The organism is Gordonia ajococcus, assembly GCF_012974285.1.
Classification (GTDB): Bacteria; Actinomycetota; Actinomycetes; order Mycobacteriales; family Mycobacteriaceae; genus Gordonia; species Gordonia amicalis.
The window spans coordinates 1168176-1182630 of sequence record NZ_CP052884.1 but is presented as its reverse complement, the minus strand read 5'-3'; the positions used below and the strand labels follow the sequence as shown (position 1 = coordinate 1182630).

Here is a 14455-nt window from a genome sequence, read left to right as displayed (position 1 = left end):
GCTCGCCCGGCCGATCATTTCGTGTCCCACGGGAGCATGAGGTCGAACCAGCCCAGCGCCAGCGCCGCGATGAACACAATCACCAGCGTGTAGCCGACGACCTCCCACACCGAGATGCGATTCCAGTTGGTCGGGGCGGGGCGCTTGGGATGGGCTGCTGGGCGGGCGTTGTCGGGTTCGGGACCGACCGGCGTCATGAGGCGGTCTCCCCCGGTTCGGTGTCCGCGAAGTCCTGCGGGTCGGCCTCCGCGACACTGCTACGACGCCGCGGCATCAGGATCTTGACGAACTCGACGAACAGCGGCAACGCCAGATACGTGTACGCCAGCATCAGCCCGACCATCATCCAGAACTGGGCCAGCCCGTACTCCATCACGTCCCAGACGATGGACACCCAGAACGCGACCAACGACGCCCCGAGCACCGTGGCGCCGAGCCAGGAGATGGAGCGGGCCAGCGAGTTCGACTGGCCGATCACGCCCGTCGGCACCCAGCCGATCTCACGGCCGATGATCTTGTGCCAGATCGCCACCGCATGCGCATAGCTGTAGGCCATCTGGATACGGAGCACCTCGAAACGCCAGCGGGTACGCGACACCAGCGGGAACAGCACCACATACACCCACAGGCCGAGCAGGAACGGGACCAGCTGCGCGGGCCGCACATCCTCGGGATAGAAGACCGCCATGATCACGCCCGGCAGGAACAGCAGGAAGACGTTCATCGCGGTGGTGATGTAGTAGAGGACGCCGGCCCATCGGGCGATGCGTTGCCTGAAAGTGCCCTTCGAGACGGCCCTCCGCAAGCTCCGGGCCTCCTCAGGGAGCGAAGGGAAATGCGGTGTTTGCAGTCCGGGGAGCGCGCGCACGCCCGTCAACGTCCCCTGACACCAGCGGTACTGCTGGTTGAGGAAGCCCGCGAGATCCGACGGGCACAGCCCGCGCGACAACACCACCGGCACATAGCGGATCGTGTAACCGGCCTGCTGCAGGTGACGTCCGGTGTGCAGATCCTCACTGTGCTCGATCGCCGCGAAACCACCGACCCGCTCGATCGCGCTGCGCCGGTAGATCGCCGACGTCCCGACGCAGTTGGCCGCGCCGATCCGATCCCGCGACGGCAGCACCCAGCGATAGAAGAATTCCTGCGTCGCGCCGGCGGTGCGCTGAATCCAGTTCATCGACTCGGTGGTGGCGAAGCATTGCGGACTCTGCACGATCGCAACCTGAGGGTCGTCCAAATAGGGGACCAGATGGCCGAGAAAATCGGGGCGGGGACAGAAATCGGCGTCGAAGATGACGATCAATTCCCCGTGGCTGATCCGACAGGCATGTCGCAGATTGCCGGCCTTACGGAGGTGCCCGCGGTCCGGGCGGACCACATAGTCGAAACCGAAAGATGCTGCAAGATCGTGAACTTCCTCGCGCGCCGCGTCGTCGAGGACGTAGACGAACAGCTTCCCGGGCCAGTTCATCGCGACGACATGCTCATAGGTGTTGCGCAGGATTTCCAGACTTTCACCACAGGTGGGCAGAAAGACGTCCACGCTGGGATATCGGCCGTCGGGCGGATTCCAGGAAGTCACGCGCTCCTGATGCGACGACCATGTCACCCGCCGTTTGTTCATGCCGGTCAACAATGAAAATGTGTTCCCGATCACATTCGCGAGCAGAATGACGAGAACCGGCGTGAGCCACGGGTGGGTCGTCGCGAATGCGACGAGTGAGACGGCGACCAGCACGAACGCAGCTGCCAGAACCAGCTGAATCCAACGCATCTGGGGACCGAGGTATTCGTAGACCTCGTCGTCGCCCGGCGCGGACACGGCCAGCGGGTTATGCTGCGGCGCAGGAGGTTCAGCGTGGCGTCGAGAACTCGGCACCCGTGCCTGATCGACGTCGACCAGCACCGGCCCATCAGCCGATGACACACCTGTTCTCCGAACCCCGACGGATAACTCCACCCACCCAGAATCATTCAACGAATACGTCGACGCAAACCGCCCGAATCGACGGGTTACCGTTCTCGGGTGAATTCCAGGTGGGGGCGAGTGCGGTACGTCGGCGTATGTGTCGCCGTCGTGTCCGTTTTCGGGATGGGGATCTCGGCATGCGCGTCGACGTCGGGGGGCGATTCGACGGCCGGAACGCCGAGTTCGACGGCGTCGTCGACGAGCGTCGTGCTGAGCGCGGAGGCGGTCGAGCAGCGCGGGGAGATTGTTCGGACGGACGACGCTCCCGACTCCTGGTCATTGCCATACGGCACCGTCGCCAAACGACTGGTCTATCGGTCCACTTCCGGCGTCGACGGGTCGACGACCTCGGTGAGCGGGGCGGTTTTCGTTCCCGATTTTACTCCCCCGGCCGGCGGCTGGCCGCTGATCGCCTATGCGCACGGAACCACCGGCATCACCCCCGACTGCGCGCCGTCGGACCAGGCGGACATGTTCGGTGATCTGACCGCGGTCCAGGATTTCCTCGACGCGGGATATGCCGTGGTCACCACCGATTACCAGGGACTCGGCACGCGTACCGGTCGTCAGGCGCCGCACCCGTATCTCGAACCGCGCACCGCCGCATTCAACGTCATCGACGCGGCCCGCGCGGCCCAGTCCGCAGGTCTCGGTATCAGTCCGCGCTGGCTGGCCGCAGGCCGCTCGCAGGGTGGCGCGGCGGTCTGGTCGACCGCCGAGGAGTTCGCCGGCTACGGCGGCGGAAGTGGCGAACTACTGGGCGTCGTGGCCGTCGCGCCACTGCTCGATCCCCGGTACTTCGCGACGCGCGCACAGGAGAACACCCTCACGCGCGCCCAGCAGCACCTGTATCCGCTGGTGGTGCACGGGGTCTCGCAGGCCGACCCGGCGGTGAAATCCGGCGACCACCTCTCCGCGCTGAACAGCTCCGCGGTGCCGGTGTGCGGCGATGACCGCACCGCGGTGTCGTTGCTGTCGGTGCCCGCGGATACCTCGCTGGGCGCCGTGACGCCGGCAGCCGCCCAGACCCTGCACGCACGCCTCGCGGCCTATACCCTCCCCCGCACTGCGACGAAGGTGCCGATCCTGGCGGTGTACGGCGCGGCCGACAACGTCATCCCTCTCGATGTGATGGAAGACACACTTCGACGCGCATGCGAGGCCGGGGATCGGGTACTGAGTGTCCGGCAAGAACAGCAGGGGCATATCGTCAACCCTGGTCCCGCTATGGCGACCTGGGTCCGCGACCGAGTTGCGGGATTGCCCGCACCGAGTAATTGTTGAAACAAACGAGCCCGACGCCTCGCGCGTGGCCGGTAAATGGCCGCTATGGTGACAAAGTCGCTAGACGAGAAACGCGGGTTGGGAGACTTGTTACATGTTCAATGCCGTAAAGCGCATTGCAGGTTCTGCGCCGATCTGGGCTTGGATCGTCATGGTCGTGTGTGCCGTGGTGCTCGTTGTCGGTCTCATCGTGTCGGGTAATCGAACCGCTCCGACGTCGGACGCGGCGGCGGCAATGACCCCGACCAGCTCGACCCCGCTCGAGCAGCCCGCCACCCTTGCCTTCATGGAAGATGCCAAGGCACATGCGGCTGAGCCGAGAACAATTGTGCTGCTCGGCGATTCGACCGGTGCCGCCCGCGACGGCTGGGCACCCAAGGTCGGCACCGCGATCAGCCAGACCCTCCAGCGGCCGATGGCCACCAAATTCTGGAACACCACGACCAACGATTACGGCGCAATGGTCGGACTCGGCGACGGCCCGAACGGCCCGATCGGATTCTGGAATGGCAGCGCTTCCGGAAAAGACGCGAACTACGCGCTCGAAAATCTCGACAAGATGATTCCCGCGGATGCCTCGCCGGATCTCATCATGCTCAATTTCGGACATACGCAGGATCCGAAGACCGCGCTCGCCGAACAGCTGCAGCCGCTCATCGCTCAGCTCCGCAAGGAATACCCGAACGCCGACCTCGTCGCGATCAAGCAGAGCCCGGCGCAGGACAAGAACACCGGTGAAGTGACCGCCGGCTTCGCGTCGGCCATGGACGCCGAGGGCATCCAGGTGATCGATGTCTACTCCGCCTTCCCCACCGACAACGCGTCGCTGGCGCCGCTGCTGAAGGACACCGTCAACCCGAGTCCCGCCGGACAGGAGATCTGGACGACGACGGTTCTCAAGGCCTTCGAAGTCCAGGCGTAGGTTCAAGCGTCACGACGGCCACTCTTGACGCGCTGCAGGTTCGTCTGACCGAGCGTGCCTATCGTGCCCCTCTGGCGGAAGCCTGCCGACTCACGCGGAACGCGCGTACTGCGACAGGCCTTCTCAAAACCAGTGCCACCGAACGAAATTCGTAGCGCCTGCGGGTGTACCACCGACGAGCTCGACGACCTCGCTCAATCCGCTTTCGGGTCACCTCTTCGGCGGCGTCGTCGAGCGACGTGGAGAGTCCGTAATCTGCCCGTATCCGTCGAATCTGCGTGGCATGTGGGGAGTACGCGGGCAAAGGAAGGCCGGCGAGGCGGTACACCGGTTGCCGGAAATCGTGGGCTGTGAGCAACGCGAGCCAGGCCCAGATAAGCATCCCCAGCGCGAACAGGACCGCCAGTACCCGCGACGAAGCCGTCAGCACGCCGGGTACGAGAGCGCTGACAAAATAGGCGCTACCGATCAAGGCGCTACCCCAGCCAATAGTGGAGAACACAAATGCGCGCCCGCGCTGAGGACGGGGCAGCGTGATCATGTCGAATCGACGGAGAGCCTCGGCCCAGCGATAACGCTGCTTGAGCGACGCAACGGCGGGATCGACATCGTCATCAGGCAGCAACGCCATCAGTTGCTCTACCTGTTCATAGTGCGATCGGCGTTGCTTCTGCCGAATGTACAAGGCCCCCAGCGCAGAGAACGCCGGGACGAGCGCAGCGAGAAGCCCCACATAGAATTGCGGGTCGACAGGAATTGCCACCCTGAACTCCCTTCGGATTGGGACATCCCCCGTATCCGCTCTGTCAGATGAGGACGCGAGACTAACAAGCGACTCCGACAGATCACCTGTCGTGCGTCCCGGAGGAACCACAAGTTGAAGGTCGCAGACCGGTGCGTCAGTGTTGCGAGTTGCTTTCGCATTGCGAAAGACGTCGTCATACCGCTGGTTTGACCGAGACGTCGACTGTTGTTATCTCCCAGGACATCGGTGACAGTTCTGCATCAAGACATCGGTGACAGTGTTGGGGGTCTTGGTGGTGACACTTTCCCACCGAGGCTGTTTTCGGTGGCTGTCAATGGACCCAGCGATCCTGTAGTTCGGCTGGCGATCTCTCAGTGGCGTGACGATGCGCCGCGTGGAGCGGTCTCGACGTTCTGCGCCGAGCATGGAATTTCCCGATAATCGTTCTACGAGTTGCGTAAACGCGCGAGGACCGAGGATCCGTCGGCGGTGCTGGAACCGCGGACTCGCCGCCCGAAGTCGAGTCCATCGATGTTGAGTGATGAGGTCAAGGCGCAGGCCCTGGCGGTGCGGGCAGCGCTGGAGGCATCCGGGCTTGATCACGGACCAATCAGCGTGCACGACAAGATGCGGTCGATGGGGCTGGATGAGGTCCCATCCACAGCGTCGCTGGCGCGAATCTTCCGAGAGGCGGGCGTGGCGCGCCGTGAGCCGAAGAAGAAGCCCCGCTGCGCGTGGCGACGATTTGTCTATCCCGCTCCGAACGCATGCTGGCAGTTCGATGGCACCGAGTACGTGCTGGCCGGCGGACGCAAGAAGGAAAGAACAACGCTTCCACCAGACACTGTTCCGATATCTGGACAAGCAGCCACTGGCCGACAACGTCGCCGAACTTCAAGCCCAGGTCGACGCGTTTCGACCACGTCTACAACACCGAGCGGCCACACCAGGGCCTCCCCGGGCGGGTCACACCACTGACTGCATGGTGCACTACACAGAAAGCCGATCCACCACGCCCCGATCCCAAATCCATTGCGCCCCTGTTTGATCAACTCCCAACGCGCTCGGTCCCCGAGCCGCAAGAACCCGTGCACGTGCCCGAAGGCGCCGTAGTGCGACGGATAAACAACTTAGGCACATTCTCATTCGAGTCAGTCATCTACATGGTTGATGTGCGCCATGCCTTCGAGCAGGTACTGGTCTTCGCCGAGGCCGACACGATCATCGTGGCCAACACCGAGGGCGAAGTACTCACTGAGCACATCCGACCCAGCCCGGGCATCAAGCACGTCGGTAACGGACAACCTGCGGTCCGCGAACGAACTCACGCAAATCGTCACCGAAGTCCTGATGCACAAACTGTCACCGAAGTCCTGATGCAGAACTGTCATCGAAGACCCGATACATCACACGAGACGTCGACTGTGGAGAAACCTGGCACTCGAACATGCGTGGTCCTCTTGACGTTTTCGTGGGCCACTATTGGTGCGGCAGAACGGGACATGCACCGCCTCGGGTGAGGGTGGCCATGGCTGTGAGAGCTTCTGGGGAGTGAAATCCGTAGGCTCGTTTGGTCAGCGCTCTCAGGTGGGTGTTGGTGGCTTCGGCCCGGGCGTTCGATAAGCCCACGACAACCGAGTTGTAGATCTGGACCTGCTGCTGTCGTACCGATTTTGATAGACCGACGAATTCGATGATTCGACTGTGTTCTGCCCGATGCAGCCAGAGTTCGAGCCGTCGCCACGCACCAGAATGGGTCCCGGTGACGATGTGGCGGAGTTCCTCTTTCAGCTGGTAGGCGCGGGCGAGTTCGCTATTGGCGCGTTTGACGACCAGCTCGCATGTCCGCTGTTGAGCTGGCGTGAGGTTTTCGGGGTTCTTCAACAACGCCCATCTCAGATGCCGACGATCGGTGTTCGAGAGTCCGCGGACACGGTGGAGGACTCGGCTGCGGCACCGGTCCACGGCCCGCGTCGCCCACTGGACGACATGAAACGGATCCATGCATCGGATAGCGTCGGGAACACGTTCTGCGACAACAGTTTCGATGTATTGACCTGCGTCGGCACTCACGTGGGTCAGCTCTGCGCTGCGTGTGACGCCGAGCTCGTCGAAGAACTGGCGAAGAGTCTTCTTGGTTGCCCCCTCGCGTGCCCACACCAATCTTCCGGTGTCGTGATCGATGATCACCGTCATATAGCGTCGGCCCTTCCGATAGGCGATCTCATCGATCCCGATCCTGCGCAAGCCATTCAGCCGATCGGTGCGTCCGGTGTGATCGGCGACGACACGAGCGATGATGCGCTGTACCGTACGCCACGAGACCCGCATGTACTCACACACCGCTGAGGCCGGGCTGTGCGCAGCAAGCCAGGCGACCGTGTCGTCGAAGGCTCGGGTCATCTTGGCGGCGGGCCGTGCCCATGGCACGTGCTCAGTGACCACGCCATGGTGTGCGCAGTCCACGCGGTGAACATATCCCTGCAGGTAGCAGCGTGTTCCGCCCAGGTCGAGATGCCGCCAACGCCGGGGTTGGGTCCCACGGTCATAGCCCGGCCGGCGCCGTCGGCAGTGCGGGCACCGCGAGCTTTGTGCGCGATGTGCACGCACCGAGACAACTAATAGCCGGCCGTCATCATCGTCTTCAAAGGCAACGTCGAGCACCACCAGGTGCTCGATCTTCAGTAACTTCTGCAGTAGTCTGGTACCACGCAACGCCCTGCTCCTCGGTTTAGTCTTCGCAAACCAAACCTTATGTGAGACAGGGCGTTGCGCCCTTTAGGCGCACCGGAAAGCACCCACAGAACCGTCAAGAGTGCCACATGCGTTCGTGTACCTTGGAGTCGTGGCGGAGCTCACCACACCTCTCGACCACCTCATCGATCAAAACCGTAGGTGCAACCCGTCCACAGTTCTTGTCAGACCCCCGATGTAGAACTGAAGACACACGAAGAATTCATTCCAGAGCAGCAGTCAACGACGGTCCCACTCAACCGCTTGTACACCTCAGAAGAGGGATGGCTGCCGTCATGATCGACACCGACACGACTCCACTCGACGCAATCCTCGATCAACTCGTCGAGATCACCCCACCCACCGACGACCCCACCGGCGACCACACGTACTCACAGCTGCGCCGATGGATACAGCTGCGCAACCTCGCCGATCACCGCATCGCCTCGTTCACAGCACAACTCGATGAGCTCGGCGTCGCCGCCAAAGCCGGCTCCACCACCAAAAACCTGTTGATCGAGATGGGACTCCCACCCGCAGCAGCCACTCGTACCGCCCGCATCGCCGACCACCTCAGCACGCTGGACAAGATCGAAACCTGCGCAGCTGACGGCCGCCTCGCGGGTGAAGTCGTCGACGCCATCGTCCGCGGGATGTCCACGATCGAGAAACGCTCCCCCACATCACTTTCCGACGACGACCGAACCATCTACCAAACCGAACTCCTCACCCAGGCCCTGTCCGGGGCCACCCCTGCCGACATCCAGAAGCACGCCCAAATGATCGGCAACACCATCGCCGACGCCTCCGAGGACGGCATCCCCGCCAGCGACGACCGATCCCTGGACACGCTCTCCCACCACACGACCGACGACAGTCGCGTCGAGATCCACGCCACCGTGACACAAGTCGTGGGCGAGAAATTCATCGCCATGGTCGACGAACGCAGCACACCGCGCCCCGAACCCGACGGCTCCCCCGACCCACGCTCGGCCACCCAACGACGAGCAGACGCACTCGAAGTACTGCTCGATCAAGCAGCCATCGGAGCCACCATCGACACCATCGGCAGCCCGCGAAACCAGACAGTGCTGACCATCCCCGCCGACGGCGGCGATCCCGCATTCCTGCCCTGGACCGGGTCGGTCACCCAAGCGACTGCGAAACAGTTGTCCTGCGACGGGACCCTCACCGAGATCATCATCGACGGCGAGACCGTACCCCTGGCCATGGGCCGCGAAAAGCGCCTGTTCCCACCACATCTGCGCAAAGCGATCATCGTCCGCGACCAGACCTGCATCAAATGCGGTGCACCGCCCTCACACACACAGATCCACCACATCCTGCACTGGACCGACGACGGTGACACCGACCTCGACAACGGCTGCCTGCTCTGTCAACGGTGCCACACCCAGGTCCACCACAACGGCTGGGACATCGTGCTGGGCTTCGACCGCCACCCGTGGCTGATCCCACCCGCCGACATCGACCCCCAGCGCCGACCCCTACCCGCCTACAACCGCCGCACCATGCGACTCGACGACATCGCCGCCTGACACACACTCTCGCGCAGCACCTTCCGCACCCGGCGTTCACCGAACATCAACCGGGACCGCATCCGTACCTTGACAACTCCACAGTGAAAACACCGGCGGCTCAATCGGTTCCGTTCCCGACCAGCATCGATGGGCGGGAACGGGTCCGGCGACTACGGCGCGGTCGCCGAGAGTCTCGCAGCGCGGAGGACTGTAGCCCGTCGAGGACGGCAGCCCGGATTCAGAACCTTCTTGACCTGAAATCTTGCCAAGAGCAGGGTAATTCAGTATGTCCGGTTCGGCGCCGCACTGCGGCGCGCAGAAGTCGAGCCTCCGCACGGACCAATGACGACAAACCGCGTGACCAGTTCTGCACGGCGAAACAACTTTGCGGGGCTAACGACAGGTGTAGCGTTGCGACCGATGGTGGCGTGATGCCCCCGCTCAGCCGGCGGGGGCTGTCGGCGAAACCCTCACCGCCGCTTGCTCGGTCTCACCGCCGCGTGCGTGGTCACCGCGTCGAGCGCGTCCGTGAACGGCGGGATGAAGAACCGGGCACCGAGGACGCAGCAGGCGTGACCACCGTCGACCTCGAAGCGCTGCGACCCGGGGATGCCGTCGAGCAGCAGTTGCTGACGTTCGGGTTCGACGACGCGGTCGCGGGTGGACACCACGACGGCGGTCGGGACGTCGATCTCGTCGAGCCAACCGCGGGAGTCGAATCGCCCCAATCCGTTCCCGAATTCGCCGAGATGTGACAGCGGCGTCGAGAAGAACTGCCGCAGCGCCCAGACGGACGTGTGCGACGTCGTCTTGTCGAGGCTCTTGTCGGAAATGCGCGGAAGCATCCGGTAGAGCGGCACGAGAATGCGACCGGTCCTTTCCGATGACCTCTGGTGCCGGGGGTCGCGGGTGCTGAAGAACGGTCCCGTCGAACAGAGCACCAGGCCCGACACCCGCTCGGGATGACGACGCCACACCAGCTGGGCGATGCCGCCGCCCATCGAGAAGCCAGCGGCGACGAACCGGTCGATGCCGAGGACGTCGGCGACAGCGACCACGTCGTCGGCGCAGTCACGAAGATCGAAGTTCTCCGACTCGATACCGCGACCGTGCCAGCGGGCGTCGAGGGTGATCACCCGGTAGCGGTCGTTGATCGCCGGGATCGTCGGATACCAGCACAGCAGTCCGGTAGTCAGCACCGAATGCAGCAGGAACACCGCCGGCGCGTCGCGGGGTCCCGAATCGGTGACGTAAGCGCGGCCGCGACCGGGCAGGTCGAGCATCTGACCTTTGGGAATGTCCGTCGCCGGGTACGGCTTGAAGACGTGGCGGACCGCTCTGGCGGCACCGTTGAGAAACTCGGGAATCACGTTTACAAAGCTACGTGAGATGCTGGTCACATGATCGACATCGCCCGTCCGAAGATCGAGGGGTCGATCGCCGTGGCCGACGGTGATCGTCGCATCGGATTCGCCGAATACGGATCAGCCACCGGACGAGCCATCATCTGGCTCCACGGCACACCCGGAGCGCGGCGGCAGATCCCCGTCGAAGCCCGCGGATTCGCCGCTGAACGGGGGGTTCGTCTGATCGGACTGGACCGGCCGGGTGTCGGGTCGTCGACGCCGTACCGGTACGACAACATCTCCGCCTTCGCGCCCGACCTCGCCGACGTACTCGAAGCACTCGGCATCGACGAGTTCGCGATCATCGGACTCTCCGGCGGCGGACCGTACGCGCTCGGTGTGGCTCACGCCATGCCCGGCCGGGTGGTCGCGGTCGGCATTCTCGGCGGTGTCGCACCGACCGTGGGCCCCGACCGCATCCCCGGCGGCGCGATGAAACTCGGCTCGTTCCTGGCGCCGGCGGTCGGTGTCGCGGGGTCGCAGATCGGGCAGGTCCTCAGTGTCGCGCTCCGTTTCGCACGGCCTGTCGCCGAACCGGCCATCAGCGTCTACGGACGGCTGTCCCCCGCCGCCGACCGCGAACTGCTGCAACGGCCCGAGTTCCGGGCGATGTTCCTCGACGACCTGCTCCACGGCGGCCGACGTGCGATGGAGGCGCCGTTCGCCGACGTCGTCGTGTTCGCCAAGGACTGGGGCTTCCGCGTCTCCGACATCCAGGTCCCCGTGCGCTGGTGGCACGGCGACCACGACCACATCATTCCCTACGCCCACGGTGAGCACATGGTGTCGTTGCTTCCCGACGCCAAGCTGTTCGAACTGCCCGGCGAAAGCCATCTCAGCACCCTCCACATGGCCACCGACATCATCGACGAACTGCTCGCGATCTGGGATCAGGCGCGGGCGTTGAAGTAGGGGGTCGACCTCACCAGGCCTTCGTGGCTCGTCGCTCGCGCTCCTCGCACCTCAGGCAGCGAGGGGTCGGGTCGCTACTTTCGGATCAGGCAGCCAGAGGTCAGGGCGCGGTCGCCGAGAGCCCCGCAGCGAGGCCCAGCACGACGGCCATCAGCACCAGTTCGACGACGGCGTTGCGGATCGACGCGGCCTCGGTCAGTCGGTGGCGTTCGGCGGCGGGCACCCATCGTCGTCGATGCCAGAGGGCGACGCCCACCAGCGCCGCCAGGATGACGACCTTCGCCAGCAGAATCCGACCGTAACCGGTGGTGAACAGGGCTGACAGGCCGTCGATCTCCGTCAGTGCGGCAACCACGCCGGTCACCGCGATCACGCCGACGGCCCACGGCGCACGCTGTGAGAACACCGGCAGACTGCGCGCCCACCCGGACCGGCCGCGGACCGCGATCACCATCGCGACGAGCAGACCGCACCACCAAGCGGCGGCCAGCGCGTGGGCGCCGACGAGAAAGGGGCCGAAGGCGTCGTTGCCGGCGTGCCCGGCGATCGCGGTGGCCAGCACCCCGACCGCCGCGAGCACCCCGACCACGAGGACCGGGATCTCGACCGCGGTCAGCAGATCGAGCACCGCCCAGACGACGATGAGTAGACCCGCGACCAGCGCGACCATCTCGGAGGCGCCGGAGTTGAGGACTTCACCGAAGTCGCCGGCACTCACGTCGAGCACGTCCGCGCCGGACCGATCGGCGGTGCGCACCCAGGCGCTGATCAGCGTCGCCACCACCCAGACGCCCGCGAGTGCACCGATCAGTCTCGACGACGGCTCGGCGTCGACCGTCGGCAACAGGCCGAGGCCGAGAACCACGACGCAGACGCCGAGCGCGAGGGTCGCGGGAATCGCCACCGTGTCCGGTCCGTCGGGGCGGGCGAGCAACCAGCTCACCAGCAGTCCGGCGAACAGGGCCGGGACACCGGCCACGACCCTCACGCGTCAGCTCCGCGTCTTGGGGCGGCGCGTCAGCCAGAACACGACACCGAGACCCACGACCAGTACCACGACGGCACCGACGATGAAGTACCACACCGGGATTCCGTCATCGGACTGGTCAGCGGAGGCATCGGCGAGCGGACCCGGTTCACCAGTGCCGGCGACCGTCAGCTCGAAGCTGCGCTGCCCGCTGATGACGTGTCCGTCGGCGGAGGTGACCCGGTAGTTGATCGTGTACTTCCCGGTCGGGCCGAGTTCACGCACGCCGACGCTCACAACGCTGCCGTCGACCTTGGGGTCACCGGACTGCCAGAAATGATCGTCGGGTCCGACGACGTTGAGCACCGCGTACGCCGACTGGATTCCCTCGTTGAAGGTGAGGGTGACGGTCGGCGGACCAGCGGAGAGGCTCGCGCCGTCGGCGGGGTCGGAGGACACCAGACGCGAATGCGCCGACGCGGCGGGCGCCGACCAGGTGCCGACCAGACCCAGGCAGGCGAGCACGGCCAAGGTCAACAGGACCGAACGGCTGAGCGGGAGTGCGCGCTTACGCATTGCCACGTCCATTGCGTCGGGCAACCATCAGCGCCGCGACACCGAAGACGGTGCCCAGCGCGCCGACGACCAGTCCGATGCCGCCGAGCCACCGGGCTGCGGAGTCGGCCTGGGCGGTCTTCGTCGCCTGCGACTCGGGCGCGTCGGTGCCGGCCTCGGGCGCTGCGACATGGTGTGCGCCGTGTCCGTCGCCGCCCGCCGCGAGGGTGATGGTCGGTGCGGGCTTCTCGGGCTCGGTGCCGTCGGCCGGGGTCGGCTGATTCCAGTCGGACTTCTCGCCGTCGGCATAGGTCTGCAGCGTCGGGAGGGTGACGGTCTCCTGCTCGGGGAAGGGGCCGCCGGAGAAGCGGAACTGCCCGAACTGGCCGACCGGGACCCCGGGCGAACCGGGTTCGGCGGTCCAGGTGATCTCGGTGACCAGATCGTCCTTCTTGGTGACGACCGACTTCCAGCCGCTCATCACCTCCGGGCGCGCCGACTTCAGGCCGGGCAGGGTCACGCGCAGTGACGTCGTCGGAGCCGCGTCGGACTCGTTGGGGACGACCAGCGTGACGACGCCGTACCCACCCTGGGTGACGGTCGGGGCGTTGGCGGTGACGTGCGCCGACGCCGCTCCCGCCCCGGTCAGGGAGGCGACACCGACGACTGCGGCAGCGGCGGCGGGCAGGACGAGGCGGCGAGCGGTCGTGGCCCGCGTCAGGACAAGGTTCTTCATCTGGGTTCTTTCTCAAGAGTTCGGAAGTCTGGCGTTGCGCACGACAGCACCGAACCGTCGAGGGTTCGGTGTGGTGGCGCGGGTCAGAAGCCGAGCGGAGGTCCACGAACGCCGGTCCCGCCGACGGGCGGAGCGGCGAGAACACCGCGTTGCGTCCAGAAGACCGGGCGTGCACCGGGCGCGAGCAATGCGGCGGGCGGCATCAGCGACGCGATGACCGACCCGATGACGGCCAGCATCTGCGCGCCGACGACGATCAGCACGGCGCTGAGCGGGATCGCGACGAGGTGCGTCAACAGCATCGGCAACGCCGGGGCGTCGTGGCCGGCGTGTGCGGCGTCGGCGGCGAGCGACCAGTGACCCGCGACCTGCGCGGCGGTCAGGATGCCGACGGCCGACGCGGTGGCCGGGGCGAGGCGTCGGCCTCGGGTCGCCGGTTGCAGGAGCATCGCCGCGACCACGCCGATCGCCGCGGTGAGCACCAGGCCACCTGAGCTGGGCATCTGGCCGCCGGCGGCACCGTGCGCGGCGATCGCGACGGCGGGCACCACACCGGCCGCGGCGACGCGTGTGAACACGTCGGGCGTGCGGACGGTGCGTGACATGGCCCCATCCTAAGGAGTGGGTCCCCGCGCAACCGACTCACCCAACCCGGCCAACTCGTCGGTGCGCGGTGAAAGAATCG

Annotated in this window: 14 protein-coding genes and 1 pseudogene; 5 read left to right on the top strand and 10 right to left on the bottom strand. The window is 65.4% G+C overall.

What is annotated here, in order from left to right; genetic code table 11:
* Positions 1-14: 14 nt before the first annotated feature.
* Positions 15-197, bottom strand: coding sequence for a cellulose synthase (UDP-forming), glycosyl transferase family 2 (locus GAA2_RS05405; RefSeq protein WP_191834785.1), 183 nt, complete (start codon positions 195-197; stop codon positions 15-17).
* Positions 194-1963 (bottom strand): glycosyltransferase, encoded by a 1770-nt coding sequence (locus GAA2_RS05400; protein ID WP_191834978.1) that lies wholly within the window; start codon positions 1961-1963, stop codon positions 194-196. Before GAA2_RS05400 ends, GAA2_RS05405 begins: the two co-directional genes overlap by 4 nt.
* A 66-nt stretch (positions 1964-2029) precedes the next feature.
* Here GAA2_RS05400 and GAA2_RS05395 point away from each other — a divergent pair, with 66 nt between their 5' ends.
* The gene (locus GAA2_RS05395) at positions 2030-3256 is read left to right on the top strand and encodes an alpha/beta hydrolase (RefSeq protein ID WP_262411017.1); all 1227 of its coding nucleotides are present in this window, start codon (positions 2030-2032) and stop codon (positions 3254-3256) included.
* Between the two features lie 94 nt (positions 3257-3350).
* The gene (locus GAA2_RS05390; protein ID WP_191834784.1) at positions 3351-4178 is read left to right on the top strand and encodes an SGNH/GDSL hydrolase family protein; all 828 of its coding nucleotides are present in this window, start codon (positions 3351-3353) and stop codon (positions 4176-4178) included.
* A gap of 58 nt (positions 4179-4236) precedes the next feature.
* Here the strand turns inward: GAA2_RS05390 and GAA2_RS05385 are convergent, their stop codons facing one another.
* A complete protein-coding gene (locus GAA2_RS05385) occupies positions 4237-4941 on the bottom strand; it encodes a hypothetical protein (RefSeq protein ID WP_191834783.1) in 705 nt (234 codons plus the stop codon).
* 435 nt (positions 4942-5376) lie between these two features.
* On the opposite strand from GAA2_RS05385, the pseudogene GAA2_RS05380 reads away from it, so the two are divergent.
* A pseudogene (locus GAA2_RS05380) lies at positions 5377-6092 on the top strand (integrase core domain-containing protein); the annotation flags it as partial.
* Here the strand turns inward: GAA2_RS05380 and GAA2_RS23415 are convergent.
* Together GAA2_RS23415 and GAA2_RS05375 are read right to left on the bottom strand one after the other, a co-directional pair.
* On the bottom strand, positions 6075-6314 hold the full coding sequence (locus GAA2_RS23415) for a hypothetical protein (protein WP_410471362.1): 240 nt from the start codon (positions 6312-6314) through the stop codon (positions 6075-6077). The pseudogene GAA2_RS05380 and the gene GAA2_RS23415 sit on opposite strands and share 18 nt — an antisense overlap.
* Before the next feature lie 88 nt (positions 6315-6402).
* Complete coding sequence (locus GAA2_RS05375; protein ID WP_191834435.1) at positions 6403-7638, bottom strand: ISL3 family transposase; 1236 nt, start codon at positions 7636-7638, stop codon at positions 6403-6405.
* A 314-nt stretch (positions 7639-7952) separates the two neighbouring features.
* Between GAA2_RS05375 and GAA2_RS05370 the strand changes: the two genes are divergently transcribed.
* A complete protein-coding gene (locus GAA2_RS05370) occupies positions 7953-9212 on the top strand; it encodes an HNH endonuclease (protein WP_248664705.1) in 1260 nt (419 codons plus the stop codon).
* 452 nt (positions 9213-9664) lie between these two features.
* Here GAA2_RS05370 and GAA2_RS05365 read toward each other — a convergent pair whose 3' ends face one another.
* The gene (locus GAA2_RS05365; RefSeq protein ID WP_191834781.1) at positions 9665-10564 is read right to left on the bottom strand and encodes an alpha/beta fold hydrolase; all 900 of its coding nucleotides are present in this window, start codon (positions 10562-10564) and stop codon (positions 9665-9667) included.
* Between the two features lie 30 nt (positions 10565-10594).
* Here GAA2_RS05365 and GAA2_RS05360 point away from each other — a divergent pair, with 30 nt between their 5' ends.
* Positions 10595-11512 carry an alpha/beta fold hydrolase gene (locus GAA2_RS05360; protein WP_191834780.1) on the top strand — a complete coding sequence of 306 codons (918 nt, stop codon included), beginning with the start codon at positions 10595-10597 and terminating at the stop codon, positions 11510-11512.
* A gap of 100 nt (positions 11513-11612) precedes the next feature.
* On the opposite strand, the gene GAA2_RS05355 is transcribed toward GAA2_RS05360, so the two are convergent.
* The 4 genes from GAA2_RS05355 to GAA2_RS05340 all read right to left on the bottom strand — a co-directional run bounded on the left by GAA2_RS05355 (position 11613) and on the right by GAA2_RS05340 (position 14375).
* Positions 11613-12500, bottom strand: a complete 888-nt coding sequence (locus tag GAA2_RS05355) for a copper resistance D family protein (RefSeq protein WP_024499842.1) — start codon at positions 12498-12500, stop codon at positions 11613-11615.
* A 3-nt stretch (positions 12501-12503) separates the two neighbouring features.
* A complete protein-coding gene (locus GAA2_RS05350) occupies positions 12504-13055 on the bottom strand; it encodes a copper resistance protein CopC (protein ID WP_191834779.1) in 552 nt (183 codons plus the stop codon).
* The gene (locus GAA2_RS05345) at positions 13048-13770 is read right to left on the bottom strand and encodes a YcnI family protein (RefSeq protein WP_191834778.1); all 723 of its coding nucleotides are present in this window, start codon (positions 13768-13770) and stop codon (positions 13048-13050) included. The genes GAA2_RS05350 and GAA2_RS05345 overlap by 8 nt, the downstream gene beginning before the upstream one ends.
* Before the next feature lie 83 nt (positions 13771-13853).
* Positions 13854-14375, bottom strand: a complete 522-nt coding sequence (locus tag GAA2_RS05340) for a YtxH domain-containing protein (protein WP_191834777.1) — start codon at positions 14373-14375, stop codon at positions 13854-13856.
* Positions 14376-14455 lie beyond the last annotated feature (80 nt).